Raw genomic sequence first — 20468 nt, forward strand, 5'->3', positions numbered from 1 at the left:
AGAGAATAGTGATTGGTCATTAGGGAAAATATAAGTAACCGATAATTAATGAACCCAATTACCAGTAACCAATTCTCAAGTAACTAATTTATCAATAACCAATAAATAATTGAAAATCATGAATTTGAATATAAAATCAAAAAAAATAAACACCTTTGATGCCATCGTGGTTGGGTCGGGTATGTCTGGCGGTTTCGCAGCCAAAGAGTTGACCGAAAGAGGTTTAAAGGTGCTGATGATTGAGCGTGGGCATGAAATAAAGCACGTTGAAGGATACGATACCGCCATGAAACAGCCTTGGGATTTTGAACATCGTGGTAAAACCTCTAATCTTTCGGCTGAAGAACGTTGGGCAAATAGTAGATTTTGGGGTTTGGGTAGTGAAGAAGTTGTCAATCATTTAACCAATGATAAAGATAATCCGTATATCGAAAAACGTCCTTTTGACTGGATTCGTGCCTATCACACAGGTGGAAAATCAATGCACTGGGGACGGCAGAGTTACCGTTGGGGAAAGCATGATTTTGAAGCCAATGCCAAAGAAGGCGTAGGTATCGACTGGCCAATTCGTTATGAAGACTTAGAGCCTTGGTACACTCACGTAGAAAAATTTGTGGGTGTAAGTGGTCAAAAAGAAGGCTTAGATGTAGTACCTGATGGGCATTTTTTGCCAGCAATGCCACTATTTGCTCCAGAAGCCTATTTCAAAAATAAAATGTTTGAAAAATTCAACCGTCCTGTAACGGTTGGTCGTGTTGCCAATTTAACACAACCTCAAGCAATTCATACTGAATTAGGACGTGCATCGTGTCAGTACAGAAATAAATGCCAAAGAGGTTGTCCTTATGGTGGTTATTATAGTTCATTATCAGGGTCAATTCCTGCTGCCATGCGAACAAATCGTTTGAGTATTCTGCACGATTCGATAGTGGCTGAAATTATCTATGACGAACAAAAAAAGAAAGCCATTGGCGTGCGAGTTATTAATCAGCATACCATGGAAACGGAAGAGTTTTTTGCTAAAATTATCTTCTTGAATGCAGGTTCTATTAATACTGCCGCTTTAATGCTTAACTCAAAATCAAATCGTTTTCAGAATGGATTTGGTAACGAAAGCGACCAAGTGGGTAGAAACTTCATGGATCATCAATTAGGTTCTGGTGCAACGGCTTCGATTGAAGGTTTTGAAGACGACTATGTTTACGGACAACGCCCTAATGCACTTTATATTCCTCGTTTCAGAAACTGGGGTAACGATAAACAAACGGCTTACCTCAGAGGTTTTGGTTATCAAGGCGGAGCAAGTAGAGAAGGTTGGAATAGAGGAGTAAATGCAGATGGTTTTGGAGCAGATTTCAAACAAGGTTTAAGCCAACCTGGTGCATGGAATATCAGTATTGGTGGTTTTGGTGAAATATTGCCTGACGCTAACAACAGAATTTACCTCGACGCTGACAAAAAAGATAAGTGGGGTATTCCGATGATTGTTACTGATGCAGCATTTGTGGAAAACGATTGGGCAATGCGTAAAGATATTGTAGCTTCAGCGGTTGAAATGCTCGAAACGGCAGGTTTTAAAAACGTTACGCCTTATGACCGCCCAACGCACATGGGATTAGGAATTCATGATATGGGAACTGCTCGGATGGGTCGTGATGCTAAAACGTCGGTTTTAAATGCTTTCAATCAAGTTCATGATTGCAAAAACGTTTTTGTGACAGATGGGGCAGCAATGGCATCTTCTTCATGTGTAAATCCTTCTATTACTTATATGGCACTTACGGCTCGTGCTGCCGATTTTGCGGTAAAAGCATTGAAGAAAAGGGAGCTTTAGGTATTTGATGTAAGCACGATGACGAATTAAAAATTACGATTATTATAAGATTGATTATCAATGGCTTGTAGGGTTTTAAAATAGTGTTTTATTTTACTCCAAAACTGAGTTGTTGATAATTAAGCTTCATTTAAAGAGAGGAGAGAAATCAGAAATTGATATGCTCTTCCTCTCTTTATTCCCTATAAAAAGGAAATTTTTGATGCGTTAGTTTTATAGTAAATTCTTGAAAATTCTTTTTTTTCTTCTCGAAACCACCGCTTCATAACCATTAATCATGGTTACCTTATGTTGTTGTTTATCCAAATTTTTGACATGATTGGGATTAATCATAAAAGAACGATGCACTCTTAAAAAACCATGAGTTTCTAAAAACGGCTCGAAAAATTTGAGACTATGAGCAACCATATTTTGATTGCCATTTTCTAAATGAAAAATGGTATAATTGACATCGCCCTCCAATAAAACAACGGTGTCTATTAATACTTTTTTGGAAGTTTTTTGATTAAGAATTAACAAGGTTGTATTGCCTTTTGGGTTATATGTTTTCATGCACATAGAAGTGGTAAGTTTGAAATATTTCATAGTTTTGAAAAGCATTTATATTCTTTTGCTTTCTCAATACAAAATTTGGAAAAATAGTAGCGTGAGTGTTATCACAAAATGAACTATTTTTAACTCATAATGAACAAAAGAAGAAAAAGGGGGGAGTTTCTCAGTATCAACCACAAACTTCTTTCCTCATTTTGAACTTTTTATATCTCATTTTGAACATAATTGTCTTTTAAGGTATGAGCGTCTATCAAACAGTGTATTGAAAAACGATTGAATCTGAAGTAGTACAATCCAGATAAATAGGCAAAAAAAAACTCCCTCATCAGTTCTAAATTAGAAACCAATAAGGGAGCAAGTAAATTTAATTTGAAATTTTAGTAACCAGGATTTTGCATCGTCTGCTTTTCTGTACCAGTTAACGGAATATTATTTTTGGTGATACCATCAAGGAACGTCTGTGGAATTGGACGCAACAAGTGGTAATCTTTGATATTAGCCGAAGCACCAGTAGTACCAGGAGTAGGTAAGTTATAAGCCTTTGCTCTTGCAAGCAATGTTTTTGTTCTGGCTAAATCCTCCCAACGGTGAAACTCACCACACATCTCTCTTGTTTTTTCGTTCAATACCAAACATAACATCTTATCATACGTTGAAGTATATCCCAATTTATTGATAACTGCTAAATCCTGTGCTGGCAAGCTATTTGAACTTGTAATGTCCAAGGATGTTGAAGCAGTAGTTGTAGGAATACCTGTTGACTCATAATAAGAGTTTTCTGTAAAATACGAGTTAATGCTTGTACTTTGTCCTGCTGTTGAAACAACAAAAGCCGCAGCACCATCAGCATAAGAAGCTCTGTCTTCACCAGCTTTATAGGTTGCTCTTCTACGTATATTATTGATGTATGGCAAGGCATCGTCATAAGAACCAGTACCAAGTTTAGCTAAACGAACCTTTGCTTCTGCAGCCATCAAATAAGTTTCTGCCGATCTTGCCAATACAATATCTCTGAAACCATTCACATCGTTAAAACCGATACGAGAACCATCAAAATATTTATTTAATGATGGGTATCTAACGCCACCCATTAAATTTTTGCCATCTGTTGAATAAGCCACGAATACAGAAGGAATTGTTTTTCCAGTTTTTGAATATACAATCTCATCCACATAACTTGATTTAGCAAAACGCTTATCGTCTGGACTGTTAATGACGTACATGATACCCAAGTCACCATTTACATATTTTCCACTACCCTTATTAACTCTTGATTTTGTTCTAAAACTTTTCCAGAAACGAGAGTCATTTACTTGGTCAAATACTGAATACGTAAAATACGAAGGAGCTAAACGACTGAATGGACGCATCCCTGTCAAATCACGTTGCATGTATGGTAAATCATCGTAACGTGCTGCAAAATACAAGTGTTGAGTATTAGAAGTGGTTGACAAGGCATCATTAGAGAATTGAGCTGAAAGAATCACTTCAGATACAGATTCGCTTGGAGCGTTTACTTTATCCCAAGCCCAAAGTGCAGCATAATTAGATACCAATGGGTGTTTTGTGATAATTTCATCAGAAAGTTTTACTACCTCTGCCAAATCAGCAGCTTTGGTAGAAGTATTCCACGAATCATTGATTTCACTTGCTCTTGAAAGGTACGTCTTTGCTAAGTAATGCCCAACTGCATCTTTCGTGATTTTTTGAGGGCCAGGCCCTACGTTATCTAATAAATCGGATGCTTTTTTCAAATCATCGATAATCAAAGCATATACTTCTTGGGGCGTAGCACGTGAAAACTCTGTTTCAACGGTTGTACTTACGCTTGTTTTGATAGGCACACCACCATACTGACGAACCAGTTTTAAGTAATTGAATGCACGCATAAAATACGCTTCGCCCAATGCTGTTTTCTTAATAGCAGCACTTGTTGAGGTACTGGCAAGAGCTGAATTAATTACCTGATTAGTCAAGCCGATAGCAATGTAATACGTATCCCATGCTCTTTCAGCAGGAACAGTATTGGAAGTTACCGTGTTAACGATAGACTTTAATCCCCCATCGTAGTTATTCCAAGGGCTATTAGACTGGTCTCCACCTACTACAAATTCATCTGTTCCGTAGTTAGTCGTAGAAAAAGTGGCTTCACCATTGAAGGGTACAGCAAATGTTTGATTATAAGCACCTACAACACCAGCCAAAATACCTGCATCTGTACCAAAGTAGGAGTTTGGACGGTCTGTAATTACTTCCTCTGTTAATATATCTTGGCATGATACTGTTGTGAAGAGGGTCAGAATACATGCACCTATTTTTATATATTTCATATTTCTATTTCTTTATTAATTAAGAGTATCAAGATTAAAAATCAAGGTTAATGCCGAATGTATATCCTCTGTTTGAGGCATTTAATTGTAAGTCCATATCAAGCCAGTCAATATTATTGTAAAGCATTCCTAAGTTTTGTCCTTGAACGTAAACTCGTGCATTGCTCACGCCTAATTTCTGACATAATTTTTCTGGAATTCTATAACCCAATGAAACGTTACGTACTTTAATAAATGATCCATCTTTGTAACCTAAAGAAGGTGAATAAGGATCACCTGTTGCAGCAGTATAGAATGGACGTTGATAATCTGAATTGGTGTTATTTGGCGTATAATAACTTACTTGACGTTGCGAAGATCTACCAGAAAGAGATTCTCCACCAGTGTTATACAAGTAGCTTAAACGTCCATATAACATTACTGACAACGATAATCCTTTGTATTCAAAATTATTAGTCAAACCAACAATGAATTTTGGGATTGTACTACCAATTACGGTACGGTCATTGTTTGCATCAATTTTATAGTCACCGTTCAAATCAACTGGTCTTACCATACCTGTGCTAAATTTAGAACCATTTGCATTGAACTTCGCCATTTCATCGGTATCAGACTCTTTCCACAAACCATTTGCTTGATAGTCATAAATTACGCCTTGACTTTGTCCAATAAACCATTTGTTGTTAATATCGTCAAATTTACCTTGAGATAAAGTAACGATTTCATTTGCTTGCCATGAACCATTGAATGTCGAAGACCACTCAAATCCTGCTTTACTCAAGTTCACCGTTGTTAATGTCAAATCAAGACCTCTACTGGCTGTTTGTCCTACGTTTGCGTTTGTAGAGGGGTATGCAGTAACTGTTGGAAGACCTCTTAACATCAATAAATTTGTTGTATTTGATGTATAGAAATCTAAACTACCTGATACTTTTCTTTTGAAGAAAGAGAAGTCAATACCGTAGTTATACTGCGTTGTTCTTTCCCAAGTTAACGATTGGTTTGCTAAAACCTTGTTGTTCACAAGACCAGATAAAATTGACGCACCTGAAGGGTAGAATGCATTTACAAGAGCCCCTTGAGTTTCATAAGGATTAATTGAAGCATTACCTGTTACCCCTACACCAGCTCTTACTTTCAAGGCATCAATCCATGTTTGCTCAGCTAAGAATCTCTCGTTATTGATTCTCCAACCTAATGCCATACTTGGGAAGAATGACCATTTGTTACCTTCTGCCAACTGAGACGCACCATCGGCACGACCAGAAACAGTGATTAAATACTTATTGTCATAATCATAGTTCACACGACCCATGTATGATACTAAAGCTTTCTGTGTAAAGTCAGAACTATATCCACCTGTTGTAGCCAAAGGAGCTGTATCTAAGTTATTCCATTTTTGACTTGGGAACGCTACGTTATTTGAGCGAAGGAAGTTCGACTCGTACTCATATTGCGTTTGTGTCTGTAATGCAGTAAGACCGATTTGACTTTTTCCAATCGTCTTATTATAAGTAAGTAAGTTATCTAACGTATATGAAACAGATTGAAACTTAGTTAAAGAAGCTGCATTTGTTGAACCTCCTAAGTTAGCTACCGAAAGTGCGTTGATGAAAAATCCATTTCTGTTAAACGAAACATCTGGACCAAAATTCATACGATACTTCAAGCCTTCTAATGCTTTAGAGAAACCTCCAAAGTTTAACTCACCATAAAAACTACCAAATAGTCTTAAGTTAACACGTTGGTCTTGAGAATATTTTTCTTCATCTACGATGTTGAAAACCAATGGGTCATTACCTGGTTGTAATATTCTATTACCCGCTTCATCAAAAGGTACTGCATAACTAAATAATCTTCTTGCACTGGCATAAAGACCTGCCTGAACGTTAGCTGCTGTCCCAGACTGACCGTATTCGTTAACCGAATAAGAGGTATTCAATATACCACCCATCGAGAACCATTTACTCGGTGTGATGTCAACACTTAGTTTACCTGTATAACGCTTGTAACCTTGCCCTTTGATAGTACCTTGGTTGTCCAAATATCCAAAAGAAGCATAAGCCTTCATTTTTTCAGTACCACCACTTACACTTAGGGTATGTTGTCCAGTAAGAGCCGTTTGTGTAACCATACCGAGCCAGTCTGTTGTTGCTACTTTAGAACCGTCCCAAGTACCATTAGCCCAACCCTTTTGGATATTAGCCCAAGCACTTTTATCACTTCCTCCTGAGAAAATCTCAAAGTCATTTGCTTGAGTAGGTTGATCTCCACGAGGATAAGCTTTTGATGCTGTCGATGTATAAAAATATGACCATCTTCTGTAATCAATATACTCGCCTGCATTCATCATTGGAGATAAATCAACGATATTTTCAGTCGTAAAGTTAGAATTTAGACTAAGGGTATATTTACCATTTTTACCTCTTTTCGTTGTGATTAATACAACCCCATTCGCTCCACGAGAACCATAAATTGCCGTTGCAGAGGCATCTTTCAATACGTCAACCGATTCTATATCATTCGGGTTAATATTATCAATACCTCCAGTTGAGTTCCTCTCTGAAGTAGCACCAGTAGTAGAATTTCTTTCAATAGTACCACCTGTTACCAACGGAATACCATCTACAACATACAATGGCTCATTGGAAGCCGTCAATGAACGTACCCCTCGAATGGTTACCCTACCTGCTTGACCTGGTCTTTCATTTGACGTAATATCAACCCCTGCCGCTCTACCTTGCATACCTTGTAATGCGTTAGCTACTGGTCTTTGATTTAATTCCGCCGAACTCACACTAATCATCGCACCTGTTACGTCAGACTTTTTACGCTCACCGTAACCTACCACAACCACTTCTTCTAATGATTTGATATCATTTGCCAAAACTACATTAATCACCGAACGTGCCCCTACTGTAATTTCTTGTGTTTCAAAACCTGTTGAAGAAATCACCAAAACCGTATTAGCATCTGGCACGTCAAGTTTGAATGAACCATCACCCCCCGTAATAGTACCACGAGCTGTACCTTTAATTTTGATGGTTACTCCAGGAAGTCCTTCACCATCATTACTTGTTACTTTACCTGTAACTGGTAAAGCGATACCTGACTTGCTTGATATTCCTGTTGAATATGTCAAACTAATACCTTTTGAAGGTAACAGATAACCTTTACCCTGAACTTGAGCATAGCCACCAGCTAAAGCCATCAGCACACTCATACTTAGTAATTTTTTAAGCATTGAAGTTGGGTTTTTTAAATTGAAAAATTGAAAAGTTGACTCAAATACATGATTTATTTTATATTTTTTTGTCTTTTTTGCGCAAAAGCATTGCCGCTAAAATAGGTAGCCCTCATCGAGCATCCTGTAATATAAGTCTTATCCTGTAATAGGGGTAAACACAGAAATCTACTCGTTTTACTTGAAAAAATTATAAAAAAAATGAATTATACTTCAAAATATACAAATCACTCATGAAGATTTACAAAAAAATGAATACTGGGTAGATATTCATCTGGAGGGGATTTTGCTTAAATAAATTGACTTTCAAACGTAAATTTTAGCTTGATAAATCGGTAAATGTTGAGGATATTTCTGAAAATTTGGAGTACCTGATTCGCAATTTTTATCTTAAAAAACGTTCAGAATTATGGAGTGATAGTGAAGGTTGAAAAATAAGTAAGGTGCTTATTTTCAAATTATTATGAGGGGTAAATGTTCTCTGGAAAATTTGGAGTTTATTTCATGATCGGGTGAAACCCTTCGGAATGACAAGGTACATTCTAAAATAATTTCACCCAATCTGAATCTTAACTTTACTGTTTAATAAACTTTAAAGTTTTATTTCCTTTTTCACTTTGATAGTACAATAAATATGCCCCATCGGGTAAATTACTAATATTGATGATGGTAGATAAACTACCAATTTGAATACTGAAAATATTAAGTTTATTACCTCCTAAAGTATAAATTCCCAGACTATCGTGTACCAAACCATGAGGATGATTGACTTTTAAAATACTTTGTACAGGATTTGGTGACAAAGAAATGGTTGTTCCAAAATCATCATTATCGGTTGATAATGGTAGTGTAACTAAACTCTTAACAGGAATATTTAAAGTTGTTGCCCCTTGCGTAACATGAAGAATATCACCCGAATAGTTGCCTGCCTTTAAGGTTGCCATTGGACGAATTGAAATATTGGTTTGAGCTAATTTTCCAAGCGTTGGACTTAATTTTATAGTTGATGCCCACGTTTTGGTATCGCTACTGATTTCAAAGTTTATCGGAGCGGTTATGGTTATATCACTCGTCAAGTTTTCTGCTGAAATAGAATAACTTTGAGCCGTTACTCCTTGCCCTTCAATCATGTTAAATTCACTCAAAGTTTGTGTCAGCGTTACCACAGGTGGTTTCACGTTTAAGTCCTTTGTTGAACCTCTAAACTGTAAATCTTTAATTTTTGCATAACGTCCTGGACTTCCACTGCCTGTGCTATAATACAAACGAACCGTTAGAGAATCTCCTGCGGCTAAGGTTATGCCCTCATTGCCTTTCAAAGCGATTTTGTATTGTGTCGTTGTACTGGCAGGGTCTGAGGTAAGAATTAACGGGGTCAGAAATCCTCCATTTGCACCGCTCAACATGGGCGTTCCATCAGGTAAAAGTCCACCAGTAACGTTTAATGAATCCGTTTTAAAGCCTGTTTTGGAGAATACAACCGCTAATTTACCTGTTGCGGCTTGATACAATGAGCTTTTTAACACCAATGAATCTACTTTTACAGAAAATCCAGTTTGTGCTTTGATAACAAATTGTTCATAAATTCCACGATGCAAATTATTGGCATTTCCACCACCTGCAACCGTCCAAACACCACCGCCATCTGATGAAGGAGCAATACATTGTCCATGCAATGCAGAATAAGGTGCAATCACAGAGCCGTTTGAAATAGTTAAGCGTTTAAGCGTTGGTATTGGGGCTGTTACACCTTTTGCTCTCAATGCCAAACTATCCATATTATTAACCGCCATTGACCAATATGCTAACGTTTGAGTAACAGCTAAAGCGGTACTTTGAGTGAAGCCATTGGTCAAAATATTTTGAGTAGATGCTCCTGTGCTGGTGTGGGTAATCGTGCCTGTGTACGTTCCTGAGGCATTGGCATTCAGACGAACTTGTACATTGATTGTGGCAATTGTGCCATTAACTGGTGTGATGCTCAATGCTTTTTGGCTATTATTCCATGTTTTTCCGCCATCTGCCGAAAGTTCAAAATTAGCAGGAATGGTTACTGTTAAATTATCCGCTAAATTGACACATGATAAGGCATAAACCTGAGCCGCTGCTGGTGTGCCTAAGCCTTGTAAAAAATCTTTGGGAGAACCCGTAATTGTAATCGTTGGAATACTCGATACTGAAATAGTATCAGAGAAATAGGTGTTTAAGCCTGTTTTTGATACCTTCAAGATATAATGATATTGTTTTCCTGCGGCTGGTGCATCGTCGGAAGTGCTAAAATTAATGAGTGTATCCGTTGTGGCGGTGATGGTTTTTACGGTAGAGAAAGTTGTTTTATTATCTGTACTTCTCAATAATTCATACTTCAAATCTTTCATTGCCCAAACCACATTCCAAGCAAAACCCGTTGGCGTTGATAAATCAGCTCCTTTTTTTACTTTTAAATTTACGATGGCAATTTCTGGCGTGGTTGCTTTGCATAAATCCGTTACGGAGGTACAAGGTTCCCAGTTATTTAATACTGTTGCATTGGTTAAATAAGGACTTGCTTGGGCATCGGTCAATTGTTTTGACCATGCCACTCTACTGCTAATATTGGCAGCACTTCCATTATATTTCTTGGGTTTATATTCAGCGTAAGTAATTAAAGCGGTATTTGTACCCGTATCCCATGTTGACCATCCTTCGGGTTTTACAATTTTATCTCCGTAAGTACAATTCAAGAAAACTACTTTGTTATATTTCTTGGCTACATCAGCCGTAGAAGCGTCATTTTGCCAAGGACGACCCAACACATACGACGTTACGCCTGTATTAGAAGGTAATGTACAATTTCTAAAAACATAACCATAAGCCTGACCATTGGGCGTGTTGGCAGCGGTGATATAGCTACCTGATAATTTATCTACACGGTCTTTGGCATAAATAACACAAGAATCAAAAACAGCCGTTGAACTTCCAAAAATAAAGTCAACCACCCCGTCAATATAGGTGTTTTTGAGATACTGACGTTTACCGTCTCCATTAGCCAAAAAAGTATCTTGTCCACCCAATAAAATACAAGATTTTACGATATTTCTGTCACCTTCCAACGTAAGGGCAACCGCTTGCGGAGCATCACCCGTCGTGTTTTCAATGGTTAAATTCATCAATAAACAATCCGCTGCTTTTATTGACAGCGTTGTTGAAGTGCTTGTACCGATGGTAACACCGCTGACAATTTTACCTGAATAATCATTCCAAGAAATAATCGTTTTACCTGCACTTTCACCGATTAATTGAATGAAAGGTTTGTTAGATGGAATGGCTATTTTTTCAAGATATTTACCATTTTTAATGAAAATACGATAGGCTTTTGTTCCATTGATGGTTACGGCATTTATCGCATCTTGTATCGCTTTAAAACTCCCTGTTCCATTTTTAGCGACTACGGCATCATAACCCATTAAGTCAACGATAGGTGTTGTACTGCCCGAACCGCCCACAATTGTCCCCGTACCTGTATCGCCTGTGATTGAATTTAAGTAGTTTTCGAGATTGGTATAGCCATTTGAAGCCACCAAATTTCCGTCATTAGCATCGGCAGGATTTAACCCTTTAGCCGTTTCCCAAGTATCTGCCATTCCGTCCATATCAGCATCTTTATAAGCAGTATTTGCTCCATACTTTTGAAGACCACCCACGTTGGTAGGGCTATCAATAATCCCTGAAGGGTGGCTCACCCCTGCATCTTTCACGGCTGCATACGTTGCTCCTTCATAAGTAGCAGTTCCTGTTTTTGTTTCGTAAACAATGCGAGTATCAATCAAATCTCTTTTGGGTAAAATTGCTCCTACGCTGTCCAAAACGGCTTTGTAGGCATCCAATGCGGATTGTACTCTGATAGGCGAAAGCATTGAAAAAGCAACATTTTGTTTATTGGCAGCAAGCAATGCCGTTGCTTTTGCATAACTATCTTTTTGTACACCTTTTGTCCAGTTATCAGCCGTTACATCTGGAAAACCATCTACATAGTTGCCATCAATATAAAATTTTCCGCCAAAAAGTGTATCTACGCCAGCTTCTGCATAATAACTGGAATAGTTTAAAATTCTGTTTCGTTTATTAGAAGCTGAACTTGTGGTTAAGTTTCCAGCAGTGGCAGGGCCAGCTTTATAATAATTATTAACCATGTTGATTTTTGCCCCTTCTCCACCATACGACGAATTGATATTTCCCCAGTTATAAATCACATTATTACGATAGTCAACCAATTCTTCGCTGGGGTCATAGGGAATATATCCTTTTCTGGCACCGCCAAAACGTGGATTTCGTGAGGTATGATGGGCTACTAAATTATGGTGAAAAGTAGCGTTTGCACCACCCCAAATACCCGCATATCCGTGGTCGCCTTTATCGTGTTTTGAACGATATAGACTTTCTGCCACAAGACACCATTGTAAGGTGAAATTTTTGATACCATAAAAAGTAGCCGTTTCATCAATCGACCAACTCATTGAACAATGGTCAACGATAATATTTTGGTAAGTCCCATTCCACGAATTCATGGCATCGTCATCGACGGCGTTGGTATCGCCAAACCGACAACGAATATAACGCACGATAATATTGGAAGCTGAGATATTTAAGGTATAGCCTGTCAAACAAATTCCTTCTCCTGGAGCAGTTTGCCCTGCAATGGTGATATTATCTTTTTTGATTTGTAAACGACTTTGAAGTTTAATTTCTCCCGAAACTTTAAAAATAATAGTACGATTCCCTACACTGATGGCATCACGCAAACTTCCTGCTCCCGAATCGTTTAAGTTGGTTACCTCATAAACCGTTCCGCCACGTCCGCCTACTGCAAAACGCCCGCCACCTTCTGCTCCAGGAAATGCAATTTGTTGAGAAAACCCCAAATAGGAGAAAGAGAGGAGCAATAGAAAAATAGAAAATTTTGATGGAATAAATTTCGGAAGAATGTACTTAATGTCGCAAAACCTCAGCCCGAACCCTTTTCCGATTGAGAGGGGAGCATTCGACCAACGCACGGGTGAGTTTTTTTTTAACTCAAATTTAACTTTTGACATTGAGTATATATTTTCGATAAATTTTACAAATTGAGATTGTTGTTGCATAGTTTTAGATATTAAGTCAATTATCTGTAAATCAAATAGTTAATTTGTTTAATTGGCTTTAAAAAAAGCTCCCCAAAAATCAGGGAGCTTTATAAATAAATCCAACTTAATCTATCTTTATTTTATTCTCCAACGTGGGTCACCAGTATCTTTTCTCCCTGCGAAACTCAAGTCTTTAAAATTGAAATTTAAGCCACTTGTTGGGCTAACCCATAAATCTGCCGCTGTTTTAGCATAGACAGACGACGGGAATCCGCTAATTTCTGACCCCGCCACAAAGGTCAATGTACTGGTGGAATAAGTATTTTCAACGGTAAAATTTGTCGTGGCAAGTGCCGTAGGAGATTTTGCTCTTATCGAAACCGCCGTTGGTGTACCTGCTTGGTCCCAAGCTCCGCCCCAAACACAATTAGAAATTTTTATTCCATTGCTTACATTATTGGTTGCGGCAGTTGTTCCTCGCCAGTTGAATAATAATACAGAAGCATTGGTATTTGAACCAACTTCATTCAAGGTACAATCTGAAATTAAGACTGATTTTGAACTTTGTCTTGAAGTAAGAAAAATGTTAATCTTACTAAAAGTGCTATTTTGGAAGGCAATATTATCAACTGCCGCCATTCCTGCACCATCGGTATCAGTGGTTAAAATACCATACGTTCCAATTTGGTAAACGATAGAGTTTTTAATGTTGAAATTGGTAAGAAACATTCTCGTTCTCATTCTCAAAACTCCACGCATATTTGATAGAATACAATTATCAAAAGTCAATTCTTTCAAAAGTGTTGCAGTGGCTCTATCAGGATTAAAAACATAACTTGCTCCGATGTCAGCCCCTTTAATTTCAACATTTGAAAAACGGATATAGTCAATTGTTGAGCCATCAGCAATTACCCCACCACCAGTAGTGGTAATAATTGTTTTTTGTTCTCCAAAACCATAGGCACTTGTTATTAAAACCGACTTTGAAAATGGGTTAGTTGGCATGGTGTAAGTTGCTCCTTTTTTCAAAACAATGATTCCCCCATCTACTACATTGGCTAAAGCCGTATTCAATGCCGTTGCGTCATCACTTTCAGAAAGGTCAATTACATTGGTTTGTTTTGTGTCAACTGCTTGCTTGATAGTTGTATAATTGTCCCAACCTTGTACTTTACCTGTGGCATCATAAATGGCTAATTGGTAGGTTGTTTCGGGTAATAATTTCTTGACAATCGTAATTCCCACCTTTTGGTCGGCATCGCTAACGTCGTAAGTTGCCAAGGGAGTTGCTAATTTCAAATCTGTTTTTGCAAAAACTTTGATTTTAGCAACCTTAATTCCCGTAGAAATATTCCACTTTACTCGTGCAGAAACGTCTAATAAATCTGCCGATGTTGGAACGATAAGAATACTTGGAAATTTATCTGTTTTGACACTTCCCAAATCAGATATTTTGCTATTATAAACAGCATCTGCTGCCAAAGCTGTGGCTCTTATTTGGTACAAAGTATTCCAAAAAAGGGATTCCCCTTTTAACAATTGGTCATTTACGACAACATAACTGGTATCGGTAGTTATCTTATAATCAACAGTTTTGAAGGTATCTCTACTTACTTCTACGGTATAACCTGTGGCAGTTTTTGCATCTGCCATATTTACAATAATGGTATTGTTGAGTGCCGACAAATCTTTTTTCAATACAGGCATGAAAAGGCGAGTTTGTTGAACAAGCTCTTCTTCTGGCTTACAAGCAAGCAATAAACTAACGCCTGCCAATGCTACCCAAAATGATTTTATTATATGATTTTTATTCATCTTTCTGCTGTTAAATGCTTCGGTTTTTAATTAAAATCTACTGAAACTGATAACCATCATTGGCTAATTTTCCTTGACTATTGGTGATGGCTTCGGAAGGAATTGGGAAAACATAACGAGCCACTCCTTTGGCAGGCCCTGAATTATAATGTTTATCCCAATCTTTAAGTAACCATTCGCCATATCCAGTAGTGGTTTTCATACTTGCCAAAAAGGATACTTTCGTCCAAGACGCATCTGGTGTGCCAATGTATTTTTTGTTTGGATTTAAGATGGTAAATACGCCACTTGTATTACGTTTCCAATACATAAAGTCTGGTAAATCAGCATATTGACCCGTGCCTGTTGTGGCAGCATCAGCCATTAATTTTAGGGTATTTACGGTTTCTTCTGCTTTTTTAGCATATAAATTCCAACGGATTAATTCATATTTACGAATCATTTCTCCTCCAAATTCCCAAGCACGTTCATTTACGATGCCATCAAAGAAAGTTGATTTACTTTTTGAAATGGTTGAAATGTAAGTATCCACTTTTTCACTCCAATGTTTAGCCGCAAATGCTCTTTGTCGTACTCGTTTTAGGGCATCTTGAGCAATTGCCGTTGGACCATTGATTTCATTTTCTGCTTCTGCTAACATTAATAATACATCTGAATATCGCAACATTGGCCAGTTGATGCCTGTTCCTTTGGCTGAGGCAATACCAGGAGCTTTATCCAAAAACCAGCGACTCCATTTTCCTTGTGCAATGTTTAGGGCATTGGTGACAAAAACCTGTTGTCCAGTTGTATTAATTTTATAAAATGCACAAGTAACATCACGACGAATGTCCAGCGTATCAAAAGAAAAATAGTAGGATGGTGGAATCGACATATAATTATTGCCAGAACCATAACTATGCGAGGCAGTTGCTCCACCTTCAACGGTGATACCAATATTCCAACCTACGTCTCCATTACCATTGGCAAAAGGAATTTCAAAGAGAATATCACTATTTGAGGGAGCAATTAATTTGGATTCATTCAAAAACACTTGACGAAAATCTGTTGGTAACGCACGGTCTTTTAAGGTAATCAATTTTTGTGCATACGTTTTTGCTATTTTGTAATAGTCTAAATAATCGGATTTTCGTTCCATTTTCAAAGCAGGTGTCAAATAATATCCGCCTCTTTGCAAAGCCAAACGAGAAATCATGCCTATGGTATATTCACGGTTTACTTGCTCAATGCCATAGCCAGTTTCATCAGCCCACAACATTTTAGGTTCAATATCAATTAAATCTTGAATACATTGCGACAAAATAGCGTTACGGTCTTCTTTCGTCAAGAAGAAATTATTTCCAGCTTTTGGAGCTTCACGAACATTAGGCACATCTCCAAAATAATAAGCCAACATACTGTACCAATAAGCTCTCACGGTATAAGCTTCACCAAGCATATTGTTCATTTTTTTGGTGGTTGCTGCATTGCCTGATGTTAATGCTTCACTTGCCAAAATACCTTCAATTGAAACATTACAATTGCGAATAGCGGTATAGGCGGCATTCCATACAATTTTCAAATCTGCATTGGCAGCGTTGGCATTCAAATCCCAAACCTCAAAACGAGCTCCAGTTGCACCCCATCCGCTTTGACGTTCAATGTCGGTATTGCCCGTCATATTATTCGACAAACGAGAGCGAAAAGCATCTTGTCCGAAGGGTTCATAAATGGCATTTACGCCTTTTCGGGCATCATCCACATTGGAATAAATATATTTTGTATCGAAAGTTGAAAGAGAGTCTGGTTCTAAAAAATCTTTGCAGGAAGTCAACAATAGAGACAACCCTGCGAGTAAAAGCATATATTTTTTCATATTCTGAAATTATTGAATGAGCATTAAAATAACATTTACGAGGTATTTTCTTTTACTTAAAAAGTAATACTAAGCCCTACGGTATAAGAGCGACTTCTTGGAAATGACGAATTGTCAATCCCAGGAGTCAGTGCCGAAGTGCTATTTTTTGCTGTACTTACCTCTGGGTCGTATCCTGTATATTTAGTCCAAATATGAAGATTATTACCTGTTACATAGAATCTACACTGTGACATTCCCAATTTTCCAATCAAGCCTTTTGGTAAAGAATAGCCAATGTTTACATTGTTCAAACGAATGAAAGAACCGTCCTCAACTGCCCAAGAGTGAATAATTGCCTGAGAATCATTGAAGGTAAATGGCGACCAGATTGTTTTATTCGCATTTATTTCTGCTAATTGTGTCAAGTCGGTCACAATTCCGCCTGCCGTTCCTGTGTATTTTCCATCAATGTCTAAATATGAATAACGGTTATCCAAACTCATGGCATCAGTTAAGTTTCCATAAGTAACACGGCGAAACTGATTGTACTGAATTTTTCCTGCATTATAGACATCATTGCCATACGACCAGTTAAAGAAAACCGACGCATCAAAACCTTTATAACGGCCATTGAAACCAAAACCGCCTTGTGCTTTTGGGAGCGTATTTCCTATCACTTGACGGTCGCTGGCGTTGATGATACCGTCTCCATTCAAATCTTTCAATTTTAAAAACCCTGGACGTATAGCGGTGTTTCCAGTAATGGTTGTGGAGTTGGTAATTCCTTCTTTTAATATGTATTTTCTGGTTGTTGCATCATAACTCGAAAAGTCATTTGTCGAATAAAATCCATCCGTAACATATCCATAAACATCACCAATTGTTCCACCCACTTTTAAATAAAAATCTTCTTGTTCTCTTAAATCCGTACTTGCCCAACCCGACTGAATAAAACGCTCGGTTGTACCGTCTAATTCAAGAATTTTGGCTTTGTTTACACCAATATTAAAATTGGTTGAGAATGAATAATCTGCCTTATCAGCGATATAGGCGGTTAATCCTAATTCAATACCTCTGTTTGAGGTACTACCCACGTTGTTCCATTGTTTGGTAAAACCAGAACTTGATGGAATTGCCGATTGTAATAATAAGTCTTTCGTTACATTTTCATATAAGTCCAAACTACCCGTTAAACGTTGTTTGAAAAAGGCAAAATCTAAACCGATGTTAGTTGTAACGGTTGTTTCCCATTTCAAGTTTGGATTGTATAAAACTGTTCCAACGGGCGTATAATATACATTGTCTGCATTACCAAAACCTGGTCCTCTCAAGGTAGTTGTTTCAAACAGTGGTTTGGTTGAAGTGGGGTCAATTCGGTCATTACCAGTAGCTCCATAACTGGCACGAAGTTTCAATTCATCTAATGATTTGATTGATTTGAATAATTCTGTTTCAGAGAGCTTCCAACCTAAAGCCACCGCAGGGAAAAATCCAACTCGATTCGCTTCGCTAAATTTACTTGAAGCATCCGCACGGAAGGTTACTGTGGCTAAATATCGGTCTTTGAATTGATAATTTACTCTACCAAAACCTGAAATTCTGTTGGCATCCGTATTTTCAATGGCATATTGGCGGTCAGTTCTACCCAGTGCCATATTGGCAAATAAATCTTGCGGTAAGATGGATGCTCGGAAGTCTTCAGTACGAATAAAACTTTGATTTCCACCAACTGTATAGATTTCTTGTCCTAATAAAAAGTCTAATTTATGATTTCCCATTCCCGACATTTGAAAACCTAAAGTGTTTAGCCAACGTAAGGAATTAGTCTCGGTTTGTGTTTTTTCACCAATAGGCAAACTTCCTCCATTATTAAAGGATTCTCCTGTAAGTGGCCCATAAAATCGGAGACTTTTATCATAGGTTTTAGACCCAGTTATGGTTGTTTTAAAATCTAATCCTTTCAAAATTGTCCATGTCAAACCTGCGTTTAAAACATAGTCATTAGTATTTTTCTTTCTCCAGTCTTGTGCAACCAACTTGGTTGGACTTACCAAAGCCGTCAGGAAAGAGGCAAAATCATCATCGGTACTTGCTCCACCCAAATCAATGTCTAATTGGTCGGCAATACCGTTGATTGGACGAGTCTGAATGGCATCTTTAATACTCAATTGAGCTCCAGCCGTACCCGCACCGTCCACAATTGTACTGGTAATACGAGTAGAAGCATCAAATTTCAGATTCTTTGCAATTTTTTGATTCAATTTAAAATTCAATACATTTCTGGTATAACCCGAACCCGTTAATAATCCTTGGTCAGTATTGTTGGTAATGCTTAAATTGAACATTGTATTTTCATTTCCACCGCCAATACTTACATTGTGCTGTTGCGACATTCTTGGAGAACCAAATAATTCATCTTGCCAATCAGTTCCTTTTTGATTTTTATATAAATCATAATCGCCGTATTTACCAAAATATTTCTCCATGCTTGTTAGGGTTGCGGTACTTCCTAATTTTGCTTTTTCATAGTTTGCCATTACATATTCATAAGGTGATAAAACCTTGTAGGCTCTGTTTGAAGGCAATTTTTTGAATTGGAAAAAACCATTATACGAAACCGTTGTTCTGCCAGATTTTGGTTTTTTGGTGGTAATTACCACAACCCCATTTGAAGCTTGAGCTCCATAAATAGCCGTAGAAGCAGCATCTTTTAAAACGTTAATTGACTCAATATCCGACGGCGGAACGTCCTTAATACTACTAACAATAAATCCATCAACTACAAATAAGGGAGAATTGTCTTGAGTAATTGAACCACCACCACGAACACGAATAACTACGTCCGCATCTGGCGAGCCGTCAGTTGTTTGTACACTTACCCCAGCCAAACGCCCTGTCATGGCTTGGGCAGCACTTGTGAGTGGAATATTTCTAATATCTCTTGCTGACATGGAAGCCACAGAACCCGTATTATCGGTTTTTTTGACAATCCCATAACCATCACTTACAATAGAAACCTCATCTAAAATACTATTATCATTTACGAAAGAAACGTTGACTTCGGTACGGTCATCTACCGAAATTTCTTGAGTTTTCATACCAATAAATGAGAATACCAAAACAGCACCTTTGGGTACACTGATACTATAATTTCCTTTGGTATCTGAAGTTGTGCCTTTAGAAGACCCTTTCAACTTGACAGAAACGCCTGGAAGTGCTTCGCCTGTTTCAGAATCCACAATTTTCCCTTTAATAGGGTTGTCGATGACTGCTTTGGGTAATTCAACTTCTTCGGTACTGGGCGTATTTCCCCTTTCCTCAATTGGGGCTATTGGAGTAAGTACGATGGCATTATGTACCACTTTGTAGCCAATATTAAGGGGTGGTAAAAAACGACCTAACACATTTTGTAATTTTTCGTTGTTGGCGGTTAAGCTCAAATTATTTACCTGTGTAAAATTGTTTTTTGAACTAAAAACAAATGTCACACCCGACTCCCGTTGTAGTTCATTTAGGACACCTTTGATGTTGGTGTTTTTGATGGAGACCGTTACAGTCTTGCTCAAAATTTCCTGAGCAAGAGCATCTTTGGCATACGCAACAACCATAAAGGCTATGACAAAGGCAAACTGTACGACAGTTATCCGCATGATTTTTAGAATTGTTGTCTTAATAAATTGTTTTTCCATAAATTTGCTCTGTACGATTTTAGTTTTGAAATCTACATTTACTCAATGAATCACCTTGATAGTAT

Annotated in this window: 8 protein-coding genes; 1 reads left to right on the forward strand and 7 read right to left on the reverse strand. The window is 37.7% G+C overall.

Features of this window, described 5'->3' with window-relative positions; all coding sequences use genetic code 11:
* Positions 1-118: 118 nt before the first annotated feature.
* Positions 119-1834, forward strand: a complete 1716-nt coding sequence (locus VB796_RS17215) for a GMC family oxidoreductase (RefSeq protein WP_323347812.1) — start codon at positions 119-121, stop codon at positions 1832-1834.
* A 213-nt stretch (positions 1835-2047) separates the two neighbouring features.
* Here the strand turns inward: VB796_RS17215 and VB796_RS17220 are convergent, their stop codons facing one another.
* The 7 genes from VB796_RS17220 to VB796_RS17250 all read right to left on the reverse strand — a co-directional run bounded on the left by VB796_RS17220 (position 2048) and on the right by VB796_RS17250 (position 20403).
* Complete coding sequence (locus VB796_RS17220) at positions 2048-2419, reverse strand: LytTR family DNA-binding domain-containing protein (RefSeq protein WP_323347813.1); 372 nt, start codon at positions 2417-2419, stop codon at positions 2048-2050.
* A 344-nt stretch (positions 2420-2763) separates the two neighbouring features.
* The gene (locus tag VB796_RS17225; protein ID WP_323347814.1) at positions 2764-4716 is read right to left on the reverse strand and encodes a RagB/SusD family nutrient uptake outer membrane protein; all 1953 of its coding nucleotides are present in this window, start codon (positions 4714-4716) and stop codon (positions 2764-2766) included.
* 34 nt (positions 4717-4750) lie between these two features.
* Entirely contained in the window at positions 4751-7960 is a 3210-nt protein-coding gene (locus tag VB796_RS17230) for a TonB-dependent receptor (RefSeq protein WP_323347815.1), read from the reverse strand.
* A gap of 575 nt (positions 7961-8535) precedes the next feature.
* On the reverse strand, positions 8536-13032 hold the full coding sequence (locus VB796_RS17235; protein ID WP_323347816.1) for a pectinesterase family protein: 4497 nt from the start codon (positions 13030-13032) through the stop codon (positions 8536-8538).
* 165 nt (positions 13033-13197) lie between these two features.
* Positions 13198-14877, reverse strand: a complete 1680-nt coding sequence (locus VB796_RS17240) for a DUF5123 domain-containing protein (protein WP_323347817.1) — start codon at positions 14875-14877, stop codon at positions 13198-13200.
* 37 nt (positions 14878-14914) lie between these two features.
* Positions 14915-16732 carry a RagB/SusD family nutrient uptake outer membrane protein gene (locus VB796_RS17245; RefSeq protein ID WP_323347818.1) on the reverse strand — a complete coding sequence of 606 codons (1818 nt, stop codon included), beginning with the start codon at positions 16730-16732 and terminating at the stop codon, positions 14915-14917.
* Positions 16733-16788: 56 nt separating this feature from the next.
* Positions 16789-20403: a TonB-dependent receptor gene (locus tag VB796_RS17250; RefSeq protein WP_323347819.1), complete on the reverse strand. Its 3615-nt coding sequence runs from the start codon at positions 20401-20403 to the stop codon at positions 16789-16791.
* Positions 20404-20468 lie beyond the last annotated feature (65 nt).

It is taken from the genome of Arcicella sp. LKC2W (genome assembly GCF_034931005.1).
Taxonomy (GTDB): Bacteria; Bacteroidota; Bacteroidia; order Cytophagales; family Spirosomataceae; genus Arcicella.

What these genes read in the sequence shown, in the direction of transcription:
- VB796_RS17215 (WP_323347812.1), top strand. Translation starts at nt 119, where the DNA reads ATGAATTTGAATATAAAATCAAAAAAAATAAACACCTTTGATGCCATC.
- VB796_RS17220 (WP_323347813.1), bottom strand. Translation starts at nt 2,419, where the DNA reads ATGAAATATTTCAAACTTACCACTTCTATGTGCATGAAAACATATAAC.
- VB796_RS17225 (WP_323347814.1), bottom strand. Translation starts at nt 4,716, where the DNA reads ATGAAATATATAAAAATAGGTGCATGTATTCTGACCCTCTTCACAACA.
- VB796_RS17230 (WP_323347815.1), bottom strand. Translation starts at nt 7,960, where the DNA reads ATGCTTAAAAAATTACTAAGTATGAGTGTGCTGATGGCTTTAGCTGGT.
- VB796_RS17235 (WP_323347816.1), bottom strand. Translation starts at nt 13,032, where the DNA reads ATGTCAAAAGTTAAATTTGAGTTAAAAAAAAACTCACCCGTGCGTTGG.
- VB796_RS17240 (WP_323347817.1), bottom strand. Translation starts at nt 14,877, where the DNA reads ATGAATAAAAATCATATAATAAAATCATTTTGGGTAGCATTGGCAGGC.
- VB796_RS17245 (WP_323347818.1), bottom strand. Translation starts at nt 16,732, where the DNA reads ATGAAAAAATATATGCTTTTACTCGCAGGGTTGTCTCTATTGTTGACT.
- VB796_RS17250 (WP_323347819.1), bottom strand. Translation starts at nt 20,403, where the DNA reads ATGGAAAAACAATTTATTAAGACAACAATTCTAAAAATCATGCGGATA.